At 72.0% G+C, this 12,579-nt stretch carries 10 protein-coding genes and 1 pseudogene; 4 read left to right on the forward strand and 7 right to left on the reverse strand.

The features are described 5' to 3' along the window. Positions 1-164: 164 nt before the first annotated feature. The 4 genes from AC2D8W_RS17580 to AC2D8W_RS17595 all read right to left on the reverse strand — a co-directional run bounded on the left by AC2D8W_RS17580 (position 165) and on the right by AC2D8W_RS17595 (position 3,336). Positions 165-914 (reverse strand): creatininase family protein, encoded by a 750-nt coding sequence (locus tag AC2D8W_RS17580; protein ID WP_484672614.1) that lies wholly within the window; start codon positions 912-914, stop codon positions 165-167. 141 nt (positions 915-1,055) lie between these two features. Beyond that, a complete protein-coding gene (locus AC2D8W_RS17585; protein WP_484672615.1) occupies positions 1,056-1,763 on the reverse strand; it encodes a PEPxxWA-CTERM sorting domain-containing protein in 708 nt (235 codons plus the stop codon). Between the two features lie 113 nt (positions 1,764-1,876). Further along, entirely contained in the window at positions 1,877-2,770 is an 894-nt protein-coding gene (locus AC2D8W_RS17590) for a helix-turn-helix domain-containing protein (protein WP_484672616.1), read from the reverse strand. Positions 2,771-2,856: 86 nt separating this feature from the next. After that, positions 2,857-3,336, reverse strand: a complete 480-nt coding sequence (locus tag AC2D8W_RS17595; RefSeq protein WP_484672617.1) for a hypothetical protein — start codon at positions 3,334-3,336, stop codon at positions 2,857-2,859. Positions 3,337-3,449: 113 nt separating this feature from the next. Between AC2D8W_RS17595 and acs the strand changes: the two are divergent. From acs to AC2D8W_RS17615, 4 genes and pseudogenes are all read left to right on the forward strand, one after another. Then, positions 3,450-5,384: pseudogene (gene acs, locus AC2D8W_RS17600) on the forward strand (acetate--CoA ligase); the annotation flags it as partial. Positions 5,385-5,441: 57 nt separating this feature from the next. Continuing rightward, positions 5,442-5,783, forward strand: a complete 342-nt coding sequence (locus tag AC2D8W_RS17605) for an AMP-binding enzyme (RefSeq protein WP_293482323.1) — start codon at positions 5,442-5,444, stop codon at positions 5,781-5,783. Beyond that, positions 5,783-6,775, forward strand: a complete 993-nt coding sequence (locus AC2D8W_RS17610; RefSeq protein ID WP_484672618.1) for a small ribosomal subunit Rsm22 family protein — start codon at positions 5,783-5,785, stop codon at positions 6,773-6,775. Before AC2D8W_RS17605 ends, AC2D8W_RS17610 begins: the two co-directional genes overlap by 1 nt. A gap of 10 nt (positions 6,776-6,785) precedes the next feature. Next, complete coding sequence (locus AC2D8W_RS17615) at positions 6,786-7,439, forward strand: COQ9 family protein (RefSeq protein WP_484672619.1); 654 nt, start codon at positions 6,786-6,788, stop codon at positions 7,437-7,439. Positions 7,440-7,519: 80 nt separating this feature from the next. Here AC2D8W_RS17615 and AC2D8W_RS17620 read toward each other — a convergent pair whose 3' ends face one another. The 3 genes from AC2D8W_RS17620 to purE form a co-directional block, all read right to left on the reverse strand. Next, positions 7,520-10,522, reverse strand: a complete 3,003-nt coding sequence (locus AC2D8W_RS17620) for an adenylate/guanylate cyclase domain-containing protein (protein ID WP_484672620.1) — start codon at positions 10,520-10,522, stop codon at positions 7,520-7,522. 352 nt (positions 10,523-10,874) lie between these two features. Beyond that, the gene (locus tag AC2D8W_RS17625; RefSeq protein WP_484672621.1) at positions 10,875-11,954 is read right to left on the reverse strand and encodes a 5-(carboxyamino)imidazole ribonucleotide synthase; all 1,080 of its coding nucleotides are present in this window, start codon (positions 11,952-11,954) and stop codon (positions 10,875-10,877) included. 8 nt (positions 11,955-11,962) lie between these two features. Next, on the reverse strand, positions 11,963-12,442 hold the full coding sequence (gene purE, locus AC2D8W_RS17630; RefSeq protein WP_484672622.1) for a 5-(carboxyamino)imidazole ribonucleotide mutase: 480 nt from the start codon (positions 12,440-12,442) through the stop codon (positions 11,963-11,965). Positions 12,443-12,579: the final 137 nt, after the last annotated feature.

The following is a 12,579-nucleotide window of genomic DNA, read 5'->3' on the forward strand; positions in this document are numbered from 1 at the left end:
TCCCGGCCGGACCGCAGCGTAGAGCCGGGCCCCATAGACTCGGCGGCCAAGGCGGGGGGCGGCGGCCGCGCCCGACCTTCAGACACGGCGTGTATGGGTCCCGGTCTTCGCCCGGGGCGAAACCGGGATGACAGCGGTTGGCAGGGGCGGGTCCAGGCCAAGCGTCAGGCCGGGGACGACTCCGCCCCGAAGGCCGCGACGTCCTCCAGCATCGCGGCGGCCGCCAGCTTGACCAGCTCGCCGCCCTTCTCGGGCGTGGCGAGGCCAGGGTCGGACCCCATGCGGCCGTCGGCGTAGCGGGCGCGGAAGTCGGCGGCCTCGCGGATCGGGCCGGTGGGGGCGATCTGCGGCGCGTAGTTGGCGCTCTTGATGGCGTGCGGATAGGCCCACTGGGTGACCGCGATCTCGCTGGGCGTGGCGTGGCTGCCGTGGCCCACCGGGAACTGCTGGTTGGCGAGCGCGGTCACGCCCCTCAGATCCCACCAGTTCTTCAGCTTGCAGGCGAAGCCGCGCTTGCGCCCGGCGTAGCTCGCCTCGGCGTAGAGCTCGGAGAAGGCCGCCTCGATGGTGGCGACGTTCCCGCCGTGGCCGTTGAGGAAGTAGAGCTTCTCGAAGCCGGCGTGGCTCAGGCTGCGGCACCAGTCGCCGATCGCCAGCATGAAGGTGGAAGGCCTGAGCGCGATCGTGCCCGGGAAATCCAGGTGATGCTGGGCCATGCCGATGTTGAACGTCGGAGCGACGATGATGTCGCCGGCCTTCTCGGCCTCGTGGGCGATGATCTCCGGGCAAAGCCAGTCGGTGCCGAGCAGGCCCGTCGGCCCGTGCTGCTCGTTCGACCCGATGGGCACGACCACGGTCTTCGAACGGGCGAGGAAGCCCTCGACCTCGGCCCAGGTGGACAGGTGAAGCAGCATGCGGGGCGTCGTCCTTGGCGGATCGAAGTCGGGGGCCCTTGCATAGGGCCGCGCGGCGGCGGCCGTAAATCGAAACTTCGAGCGTGGAGGAGGGACATGGCGCGCCCCGCGCTGGTCCCTCCCCCCGCCCCGAGGGTCGCGTCAGGCGGCGCGGGTGCGCCGCTGGCGAAGCAGCGAGCCGGCGGCGCCGAATCCCACGATCATCAGGGCCCACGCGCCCGGCTCCGGCGCCGCGCTGACGCGGTCGGGACCTGAGACCGTGAGCTCGAAGCCCGTCGAATCGAAGGTCCAGTTGCCTGCGGCGCCCACCGCGAAGCTGACCTTCTGGCCGGCCGTCAGCGTCGAGTCGAAGGCGAAGCCGCCGATCGCGTTGGCGATCTGGCTCACGCCGCCCACGTAGGCGGCCACGTCAACGCCCGTGGGCAAGATGTCGTTGTAGCTGAAGGCGCCGGCGAAGTTGTACTGGCCCGCGATCGGCGCGACGAATTGCACGACCACCACTTCGGAGCCGGGGCCCGGGTGCAGGTTCAGTTCGCCGGCCTCGAAGAAGGCCGTGCCCGCCACATCGTAGTCGCCGACCGGCTTGAAGACGCCCGGCAGGCCGCCGTTCACCAGAGCGCAGGAGGCCAGCACGTCGCCGCCGCAGGCGGTCTCGAACGTGTTGAAACTGGTGATCGCATCCGCGCCGGCGTAGTTGCTGGCGGCATAGCCGAAGGCGAAGTTGGCCGCCGTGATGGCGTTGCCCGAGATCGCGAACTGATCGTAGGCCGAGTAGGTCGCCGCGGCAGCCGGACCGGCCGCGATCGCGGCCGCCGCCACGCACGACAGCGCAAACGTCTTCATTTTCATTTCACACCCCACTTCCGCGCCGCCGAATTCCATGGGCGCCTAACGCCCCCGGCGGCCGTGCGCGAGTCGTAGGCCCGCGAAATCGTTGTGAATTGTAAGGACTCGCCACCCGTCTAGGTGGTTGGCGGATCGGCAAGGCGGAAGGAAAGCGGAATGCCCGCGGCCTGCTGGGCGGCCGCGGCCGCCTCCATCAGCGCGCGCGGCGTCGCCGCATACTGGCGGGCGCTCATGCCCATGAAGTCCCGGAAGTCGCGGTTGAAATGGGACTGGTCGTGGTACTCCGCGTCGATGAGCGTGCCGAGCAGGGGATCGGGCGTCACCCGGATCAGGCCCAGGGTGTAGAGGAACCGCTGCCGCCGCAGCAGCCGCTTCGGCGGGAACCCGAAGGTGCGCAGGCAGATCCGGTGGAGGCTGCGCTCGGACATGCCGGCGATCTCAGCGAAGGTGGCGACGTCGCGGGGCTGGCGGCGCAACGCGTGGTCGACCGCCAGCGCCGCAGGGGGCGTCTCCGGCCGACGGCGGAGAAGGTCCAGCAGGGCGGCGTCGAACCGCGCGACGCCCGCCGCATCGTCGTCGCCGTCCGCGACCATCGCGGCCTGCAGGGCGCGTGCGTCCAGGTCGATCTGGTCCGTGATCTCGACCACACGGTTGGCCAGCTGGCTGGCGTCGGACCCGATGAGCCGAGCCCAGCCGCCGGGCGTCAGGCCGAAGCCGACGGTCTTGCCGCCGCCCGTGACGATCTTTCCGCGGCGGTCGGTGGGGCCGAACAGCACGCGCTGGGCCGGGACGGCCGGATCGCGCGGGTCGTTCAGCACCATCCAGTCACCGGAGACGTTGAGCCGGACGTTTCCCCACTCGGGATAGAGGAAGTCGGTGAGCGGCCCGGCCGCTTCCACGAAGTAGTAGAAGGTGACGAACGGCTCGAGCTCGGGATGCGGGTAGTAGACGCGCACCGAGACCGCAGGCGATCCCGCGGCGGTCACGGACAGGTCTACCCTGGCGGACATCACGCATCGACGGCGCGCACCAGGCCCCGCCCCTCTACCCATACCGGGCTTCACCCTAGCGCGGGTTTCCTAAGCGAATCTGTTGGCTAGTCGCCACTCACGTCGACCGTCGCGTCGGCGACCCGCATCCCGACCAGCCGCCAGTGGTCCTTGCCCCTGGCGAAGGTGAGGACGCAGTCCTGCCGGCGGGCGTCCATCAGGCAGGCGCGGCCCTCGCCGACCTTGCGCAGGAGCGGCGCCACCTGCGTGGGCGACGGGGCCTGGGTGACGACCGCGCCCGACGGGTCGACCAGGCGAACCCTGTCCGGGCTGATCATGCGGTCCAGCGCGAATTCGGACGGGCCGCCCTCGACCTCCAGGGCCTTGCCGCGGGCCACCTCGGCGATCTGGCGGCGGACGTCGTCGCGCACGGCCGGACGATCGATCTCGGCCTCGAACGCCACGCGGTCGCCCGCCACGGCGGCGGCCAGCAGGCGGCTGGCGCTCTCCGCCGCGCCCTTGGGCGCCGGCCCGCCGCATCCGGCCAGCAGGGCCGCGGCAACGATGACGGAAAGGCTCCGAATCATCCTCCCAGGCTCGCGGCTCGCCCGCGCCGCATCAAGGGCGCACGGCGCCGCACGGTTGCTTACCGCGCGTCACTGCGGCTACTCCCTCGGCGACAGATCTCGGAGGTGCGCGCGTGTCCGACGGCGAGGTTTTCCCGGTTCCCGCAGACTGGGCGCAGACGGCCCATCTGAACGCCGAGCGCTATGCGGCGGCGGTCATGCGCGTGGCCGAGGATCCGGACGGCTACTGGACCGAAATCGGCGCCCGGCTCGACTGGATGACGCCCTTCACCAAGGTCAAGGACGTTTCCTACGACAAGGCCGACTTCCGCATCCGCTGGTTCTACGACGGCGTGCTGAACGTCAGCACGAACTGCCTCGACCGGCACCTGGCCGAGCGGGGCGACCAGGTCGCGATCATCTGGGAGAGCGACGACGGCAAGTCGTATGACGCTCTGACCTACCGGCAGCTGCACGCCGAGGTCTGCCGCTGGGCCAATGTGCTCAAGGCCAAGGGCGTGAAGAAGGGCGACCGGGTCACGATCTACCTTCCGATGATCCCCGCCGCGGCGGCCTCGATGCTGGCCTGCAGCCGGATCGGGGCGATCCACTCGGTGGTGTTCGGCGGCTTCTCGCCCGACAGCCTGGCCGGCCGGATCCAGGACTGCGACTCGAAGATCGTGATCACGGCCGACGAGGGCCTGCGCGGCGGGCGGGTCGTGCCGCTGAAGCTGAACGTGGACGAGGCGCTGACGTCGTGCCCGGGCGTGACCGACGTGATCGTGGTGAAGCGCACCGGCGGCGACGTCCCCATGATCGCCGGCCGCGACGCCTACTTCTCGGACCTGAAGAAGACCGTGGAGACCACGTGCGAGCCCGAGCCGATGGGCGCCGAGGATCCGCTGTTCATCCTCTACACCTCGGGCTCGACGGGCAAGCCGAAGGGCGTGCTGCACACCACGGGCGGCTACCTGGCCTGGGCCAGCTGGACGCACGAGGTGGTGTTCGACTACCGGCCCGGCCAGATCTTCTGGTGCACCGCCGACGTGGGCTGGGTGACAGGCCACAGCTACGTGGTCTATGGCCCGCTCGCCAACGGCGCGACGACGCTGATGTTCGAGGGCGTGCCGAACTATCCGGACTCCAGCCGTTTCTGGGAGGTCTGCCACAAGCACAAGGTGGAGATCTTCTACACGGCCCCCACCGCGCTGCGGGCGCTGATGCGCGAGGGCGACGGGCCGGTGAAGAAGTGGCCGCGCGACACCATCCGCCTCCTGGGCACGGTGGGCGAGCCGATCAATCCGGAGGCCTGGCTCTGGTACCACCGCGTAGTGGGCGAGGGCCGCTGCCCGATCGTGGACACCTGGTGGCAGACCGAGACCGGCGCCTGCCTGATGACGCCGCTGCCCGGGGCGCATGCGCTGAAGCCGGGCTCGTGCGCCCAGCCGCTGCCAGGCGTCTATCCGCAGCTGGTGGACGCCGAGGGCGGCGTGCTGGAGGGCGCGATCAGCGGCAACCTGTGCCTGACCGACAGCTGGCCGGGCCAGATGCGGACCGTCTACGGCGATCACCAGCGCTTCATCGACACCTACTTCTCGACCTATCCCGGCAAGTACTTCACCGGCGACGGGGCGCGCCGCGACGCCGACGGCTACTACTGGATCACCGGCCGTGTGGACGACGTGATCAACGTCTCCGGCCACCGCCTCGGCACGGCCGAGATCGAGAGCGCGCTGGTCAGCCACCCGGCGGTCGCAGAGGCCGCGGTGGTGGGCTATCCGCACGACATCAAGGGTCAGGGCATCTACTGCTACGTGACGCTGAAGGTGGGCGTGGACGCCACCGATGCGCTGATGGCCGACCTGCGCGGGCACGTGCGCCACGAGATCGGGCCCTTCGCGGCGCCCGACGTGATCCAGTTCGCGCCGGGGCTGCCGAAGACCCGCTCGGGCAAGATCATGCGCCGCATCCTGCGCAAGATCGCCGAGGACGACCTGGGCAACCTGGGCGACACCTCGACCCTGGCCGAGCCCGCGGTGGTGGACGACCTGGTCAAGAACCGCGCGGGCCGCGGCGACGACGAGGCGCACGTGGGCGGCCAGCGGGTCTCGTGCGCCGCCCTGGCGGTGACGCTGACGTCGCACGACGCGGTGGTCGAGGCGGCGATCGTGGCCGTGTCGGGACAGGGCGGTGATGCGCTGTGGGCGTTCGTGACGCCCGACCCGGCGCTGATGGCGACCGACGTGCTGGCGGCCGACCTGAAGGGCTTCCTTCGGCGCGAGGTGGGCGCCCATGCCGTGCCCGAGGCGGTGATCTTCGGCCCGCTGCCCAAGACCCACTCCGGCGAGGTGGTGCGCCCGGTCCTGACCCGCATCGCCCGCACGGGCGAACCCGGCGACGCCGCGGGCCTCGCCGACCCGGCGGTGGCGACGCACCTCGCCAAGCTGCGGGCCGACCTCCTGGCCTGATGGGCGGGGACCTGCCCCCGGCGCTGAAGGCCGCCATCGCGCGCGAGCTCGAGGGTCGGCCGCGGCGCGACCTGGGCGCGCGGAGGGCGGCCGCCACAGCGGCCTACCGCGCCGGCGGGACCTCGGCGGCGGCGATCCGCGGCGCCAACGACGCCCTGGCCTACGCGCTGGCCCGCCTGCCCGCCACCTACGCCGCCGCAGCCGCCGTGTTCGCCGAGGCGCGGCGCGTGGCCCCCGGCTTCAGGCCCGCGAGCCTGCTCGACGCCGGATCCGGTCCGGGCGGGGGAAGCTGGGCGGCGCGCGAGGCCTGGCCGTCGCTGCGGGCCATCGCCTGGGTGGACGCCAGCGCCCCGTTCCTCGCCCTGGCCGGACGGCTGGCCAGCGGCGCGTTCGAGCCGGACGCGCGGCGCGGCGACCTGGCGAGCGCCGACCTGCCCCGGGCCGACCTGGTGCTGGCGAGCTACGCGCTGGCCGAGATCCCGCCGGTCGGACAGGCCGGCGTGGTCGGGCGGCTCTGGAACGCAACGGACGGCGTCCTCGCCCTGGTGGAGCCGGGCACGCCCGCCGGCTACGCCCGCCTGCTGGAGGCCCGCGGCCTCCTGATCTCCGGCGGGGCCACGATCCTGGCGCCGTGCCCACACGCCGACGCCTGTCCGCTGACCGCGCCGGACTGGTGCCACTTCAGCGTCCGCCTGGCGCGCTCGCGGGACCACCGCCTCGCCAAGGACGCCAGCGCACCGTTCGAGGACGAGAAGTTCGCCTACGTCCTGGCGGCGCGGCCAGGGGTCGCCGCCGCCCCCGCCCGGGCCCGGGTGCTCGCCCGTCCGCACGCGGGCAAGCCCGGCATCGACCTCAAGCTCTGCACCCCGGCGGGCCTCGAGCGCCGCCACGTGGCCCGCCGCGACAAGGCCGCCCACGCCGTGGCGCGCCGGCTCGGCTGGGGCGACGCCTGGCCCGACGCGGAGGATGCGCCCGCGCCCGCGCCGCGCTAAACGTCCCCGCATGACCACCGCCGCCGAGGCCTGGGCGCAGGGCGCCGAGCAGCAGCTCCTGGACGAGGCCCTGAAGCTCGTCCCCGCGCACGGCTGGACGCGCCGCACCGTCGTGCTCGCCGGGCGGGCGGCGGGCATGAGCGCCGGCGAGACCGAGCTGCTGCTGCCGCACGGGGCCGCCGACCTCGCCGCATTGCTGTCGCGCCGCCACGACGCGTGCGCCCTGGCGGCCCTGGCCGACGTCCATGCCTCGAACCTGAAGATCCGCGAGCGGATCCGCCGCGCCGTCGAGGCCCGCCTCGACGCCGCCGCCCAGGACGAGCCCGCCACCCGCCGCTGGATGGGGTTCATGGCCCTGCCGGCCCAGCTGCCCCTGGCCGGCCGCCTCGCCTGGGAGAGCGCCGACGGGCTCTGGCGCTGGGCCGGAGACGAGGCCACCGACGAGAACCACTACTCCAAGCGCGCCATCCTGGCGGGGATCCTGACCAGCGCCATGGCCGTGCGCCTCAGCCAGGGCCGCGGGGCGGCCATGGACTTCGTCGACCGCCGCATCGAGGACGTGATGCGGTTCGAGACATGGAAGGCCACGACGAAGGTGCGGCCCGAACAGGCGCTGACCCTGGCCGCAGGCTTCCTCGGCCGCCTGCGCTACGGGCGGGGGTAGGTCGCCTCTCTGCACCGCGCGCCCCGGCGGGGATCCGGATCGCAGCCGCAGGGCTCGCGGCGGAGCGGGACCCTGGCCGCTCAGCCCGCGTCGACGGCGGCCCAGACGCCGTCCCAGTCCGCGGGAGCAGGATCGCGCGCCAGCGCGCGGGCGCGGTCCAGCATCAGCGCCGAGGGACGATCTGCGGCGTCGGCCGCCAACGCAGTGGCGAAGGCCTCCGCGGCGCCCATGAAGTCGCGCCGGCCCAGTCGTTCCAGGCCCTGTGCATAGGCCGCATGCACGGGCTGGGGCTCACCCGTCAGCACCTCGAAGATCCGTTCGGGCCGCTCGCGGCCGCGCACACGGATGGTGTCGAGTTCGCGCAGCCGGCGATGGCCCGCAACCGCGGCGGCGGTCCGCTCGCAGCACACGACGCCCACCTGATAGGTCTTGGTGGTCGATTGCAGCCGAGCGGCGAGGTTCACGCTGTCGCCGATTACCGTGTAGTCCATGCGCTTGGGCGATCCGATCGTGCCGGCCACCACCTCGCCGGTGGAGACTCCGATGCCCAGCCGGATCGGCTCCAGGCCGCGGGCCACCCGCGCGGCGCTGATGGCGTCGATGGTGCGCATCATCTGGACGGCGCTGTCCACGGCGTTCAGGGCGTCGCGGCCCGACGTGAGCGGCGCCCCGTACACGGCCATCAGCCCGTCGCCCATGAACTTGTCGAGCACCCCGTCCGAGGCGGCCACCGCCTCGAAGAGCTCTGTGAAGATCTCGTTGAGCATCTCGACCGTCTCGCGCGGCTGCAGCTTCTCGGCGAGGCTCGTGAAGCTGCGGATGTCGGCGAAGAGCACGCTGGCCTGGCAGGCCGCGCCGAACAGCATGTCGTCGCCGCGGCTCAACACCTGGTCGACGACCTTCTGGCTCATGAAGCGGCGCATGGCGCCCTGCATGCGCTTGCTCTCGCTGATGTCCTCGATGATCACCAGCAGGCCCGTCTGGCTGGCGTCCTCGGTCGAGATCAGCGGGACGATGGAGATGTTGCCGGAGACCAGCCGCCCGCGGGCGGTGCGGATGTCGGCGTCCAGCAGGATCTTGTGCGATCCGCTGCGGGCCACCGCCTCGATCTCCACGAGCACGGCGGGATTGGTCTCTTCGAGCCAGGCGCGGGCGTCGACGCCGTCGAGGCGGTCGGCGGGAATCTCGAGGATGCGCGCGGCGGCCGCGTTCAGCTTCGCGGCGCGGATCTCCCGGTCCAGGGTGATCACCCCGCTCGACATCGAGCGCAGGATGCTCTCGTTGTACGTCCGCTCGGCCGCCACCTCCGAGAAGAGGGTGGCGTTGTCGATGGCCACCGCGGCCTGGGCGGCGAAGGCGTTCATCCGGGCGACATCGGCGTCGTCGAAGTCGGGCGCATCCTGGCGGTTCAGGGCCTGCATCACGCCCAGGCGCCGGCCGTCGCGGGCGGTCACCGGAACCGTCAGCACGCTGCGGGTGACATAGCCGGTGGCGTCGTCGACGGCGCGGTTGAAGCGCTCGTCGTCATAGGCGCGCGAGAGGTTCACGGTTTCGCCGCGGGTGAAGACCCAGCCCGCCAGGCCGGCGTCCGAGGGGATGCGGATGGCGCGGCCGTCGATTCCCTCGGCCACGGCCGACCAGAGCTCGTCGGTCTTGGCGTTGTGGAGGAAGAGAGAGCTGCGGTCGGCGTGGATCACCTTCGAGGCGGCCTCGACGATCTTCTTCAGGAGGGCGTCGAGGCGCATCTCGCTGGAGATCGAGATGTTCACGTCCAGCAACCGCCGCAGGTCGCCGTTGGTGCGCTCGACCGTCTCGATGGCGAGGCTCCACCGCTGCGCCAGGATCACGATCTGCGAGAACAGCAGCAGCAGCACGCCGATCGGCAGCTGGTTCAGGCCGAAGGTGCGCGGGATGAGGCCGTTGGTCGCCAGGTCGGTGTAGAGCATCGCCGCGACCATGCCGGTAAGGCCGAAGAGAAAGACGCCCGCGCCCTCGCGACGACGCCAGGCCGCGGCGATCACCACGCCGAGGACGTAGAGCAGCGTCACCGCGCGTAGCGGCGAGGCCCATTCCGAAAGGTGCGACATCAGCACCGGCTGATCGAGCGCGCCCGCCACGCCGTAGCTCAGCATCCTCAGCGCGATCAGACCCTGCAGCGGCCAGTAGACCCAGCGGGGCGTCTCGGCCGGGAACAGCTCGCGCACATAGGCGAGCACGAAGCCGAAGGCGGCGCTGCTGGTCACCAGCTGGAAGGCCATCATGGTCGTGAAGCCCGCGCTTGGCATCATCAGGACCAGCAGGTTGTCGTGGCTGAGCAAGGCCACCAGCGGGAGCAGCAGGATGGCCGAGAGCGCCAGGTAGAGCGAGGCGCGATCCTGGGGCCTGAAGACGAAGACCACGGCGCTGAAACAGGCCAGGAGCAGCAGCGAAACCACGAGCAGCAGCGTCCGCATCCAGTCCAGGGAGATCCACTTGCCCATGGGCTCTGCCAGTCCGAACACCGGCGCGTCGTCGAGGCCGTTGGTGGCGTAGTGGAACGTCGAAACGTCGATGCGCAGCTCCAGGTCGGAGCCGTCGGCGTCGATCGTCACCTCATGCGGACGCAGGCTGTAGCGCGAGGCCTGAGGCGTCAGGCCGACCTGTCCCCGCTCGGACAGGACGCGGCCGTCGGCCACGACGCGGCTCGCCCCGTAGATCTTGGGGACGTAGAGGATGTAGCGCCCGGCCGGGACGCCCCGGATGGTCAGGCTGTAGGACGCGGCCCCGGCCTCCGGCAGGCGGCGGCCGGCCAGGTTCGCGCCTTCCCACCGGCCCGGCACCGGTATGTCGGCAGTCGCCCCGGGCGCGGGCGCGGTGCGCCAGGTCAGCCGCCAGTCGCCCCTCAGCTCCACCGGCTTGGACAGCGGGCCCCAGCCCGAGAAGTCGGCGACGCCTGCCCGTGCGGTCGGAGCCCCGCGGGCCACCTGATCCACGAAGAAGGGCGCGCAGATGGCGCACAGGACAGCCAGCACCAGCGCCGGCGCCAGGAGACGGCGCAGGCGCGCGGCCCGTCCTGCCAAAGCTGCTACGCCCACCGACGCCATACGCCCCCCCGGAACGGGCGGAGAATGCCTCGCCGAGGTCGGGGCGCCTAGGTCATGGTGACGCTTGGTGGCCCTGCGCAGGGTCCCGGCGCCACCCCCCATCCCTATCATCCCGGTTTCCGCGCAAGCGGAACACCGGGACCCATAGACTCCGCCTTTCCGGATGAGGCGCAGCGGCGCCGCCCGCGGGCCATCCCTCCACATCGGGCGCGTATGGGTCCCGGTCTTCGCCTGCGGCGAAACCGGGATGACGGCCGTGAGGGTGCGGGAGGACGAAGAGAAAAACGCAGAGCGCGCAGAGATCTCCGCCCCCTCCACCCTGATGGCGGCCGAGCGTGAGGTCAGGCTCGGCTCAGAGCGCCCTCAGCTTGTTGACGTGGCCCATCTTGCGGCCGGGCTTGGTGTCGCGCTTGCCGTAGAGATGCAGCCGCGAGTCGGGCTCGGCGGCGAGCCTGGCCCATTGGTCGACCTCGTCGCCCAGCAGGTTCAGCATCTCGATCCGGGCGTGCGGCTGGGTGGGCCCGAGGGGCCAGCCGGCGACCGCGCGCACGTGCTGCTCGAACTGGTCGACCGAGCAGCCGTCCTGCGTCCAGTGGCCGGAGTTGTGAACCCGCGGCGCGATCTCGTTCACCAGCAGGCGGCCGTCGCGCATCTCGAAGAGCTCGATGCCGATCACGCCCACGTAGTTCAGCCCCTGCAGCACGCGCGCGGCGATCTTCTCGGCCTCGAAGGCGATGTGCGGCATCACCAGCGCCGGCGCGAGGCTGCGCCGCAGGATGCCGTGCTCGTGGTGGTTCTCGGCGAGCGGATAGACCGCCGTGGCGCCGTCGCGCCCGCGCGCGGCGATGACCGAGAGCTCGCGCACGAAGTCGGCAGGCGCCTCCAGGATCACGGGCCGGCCGCCCAGGGCCTCGAAGGCGCCCGCGGCGTCGGCGACATGCTCGACCCACCGCTGGCCCTTGCCGTCGTAGCCCTCGCGGCGGGTCTTCATGAGCAGCGGCGCGCCCATGGTCGCGGCGGCGGCCGCCGCGCCCGCGGCGCTGTCGGCGAAGGCGAAGGCCACGGTGGGGGCGCCGCTGGCGTTGAGGAACTGCTTCTCGGCCACGCGGTCCTGCGCCACCGACAGCGCTTCGGCCCCCGGGGCCACGTCGACGCCGAGCGCCTGCAGCTTCAGGACCGAGGCGGCGGGGACGTTCTCGAACTCATAGGTGACCACGCGCGCGAGCCGCGCCAGCGCCTCGAGCGCCGCCGGGTCGTCATAGCCGCCGACGATGGTGTGGGTGGCGACCTGGCCCGCGGGGCTGTCGGCGTCGCGCTCGAGCACCGCCGTCTCGAACCCGAGCCGGGCGGCGGCCAGCGCCAGCATGCGGCCGAGCTGCCCTCCGCCGAGGATGCCGAGGGTGGAGCCTGGCGGAAGCGGGAACTGCGGCATGGGACGTCCTATTCGACCGCTTCGGACACGCTGGCGGTCTGGCGTGCGGCGAACTCGGCCACCCGTGCGGCCAGCCCTTCGTCGGAAAGCGCGAGGATCCGGGCCGCCATCAGGCCCGCGTTCTTCGCGCCGGCCTCGCCGATGGCCAGCGTGCCCACCGGGATGCCGCCGGGCATCTGGACGATGGAGAGCAGGCTGTCCATGCCCTTGAGCGCCTTGGACTCGATCGGCACGCCCAGCACCGGCAGGTCGGTGAGCGACGCCGTCATCCCGGGCAGGTGCGCCGCCCCGCCCGCGCCGGCGATGATCACCTTCACCCCCGCGGCCCTGGCGCCCGTGGCGAAGTCGTACATCCGTTTCGGAGTCCGGTGCGCCGAGACCACCTTGGCCTCGTACGGCACGTCGAGCGCCTCCAGCATCTCGGCGGCGTGGCGCAGCACGGGCCAGTCGGACCGGCTGCCCATGATGATGACGACGGGCGCGCTCATGGCGGTTTCTGCGGATTCCCCTGCCCCGGAAGGGCGCGGAGTATAGGCGCCGCCCTTCCCGGCACAATGCAGCCCGGTCAGATTCCCTTAACCGCGACGCGATGGAATGCGTTAACCATTGCGTTGCAACAGGCGAA

Source organism: Phenylobacterium sp. T106, assembly GCF_057219735.1.

Bases quoted from the DNA above. Each gene is read 5' to 3' on its own strand.
- AC2D8W_RS17580 (WP_484672614.1), bottom strand. From the start codon at position 914: ATGCTGCTTCACCTGTCCACCTGGGCCGAGGTCGAGGGCTTCCTCGCC.
- AC2D8W_RS17585 (WP_484672615.1), bottom strand. From the start codon at position 1,763: ATGAAAATGAAGACGTTTGCGCTGTCGTGCGTGGCGGCGGCCGCGATC.
- AC2D8W_RS17590 (WP_484672616.1), bottom strand. From the start codon at position 2,770: ATGTCCGCCAGGGTAGACCTGTCCGTGACCGCCGCGGGATCGCCTGCG.
- AC2D8W_RS17595 (WP_484672617.1), bottom strand. From the start codon at position 3,336: ATGATTCGGAGCCTTTCCGTCATCGTTGCCGCGGCCCTGCTGGCCGGA.
- AC2D8W_RS17610 (WP_484672618.1), top strand. From the start codon at position 5,783: ATGGGCGGGGACCTGCCCCCGGCGCTGAAGGCCGCCATCGCGCGCGAG.
- AC2D8W_RS17615 (WP_484672619.1), top strand. From the start codon at position 6,786: ATGACCACCGCCGCCGAGGCCTGGGCGCAGGGCGCCGAGCAGCAGCTC.
- AC2D8W_RS17620 (WP_484672620.1), bottom strand. From the start codon at position 10,522: ATGGCGTCGGTGGGCGTAGCAGCTTTGGCAGGACGGGCCGCGCGCCTG.
- AC2D8W_RS17625 (WP_484672621.1), bottom strand. From the start codon at position 11,954: ATGCCGCAGTTCCCGCTTCCGCCAGGCTCCACCCTCGGCATCCTCGGC.
- purE (WP_484672622.1), bottom strand. From the start codon at position 12,442: ATGAGCGCGCCCGTCGTCATCATCATGGGCAGCCGGTCCGACTGGCCC.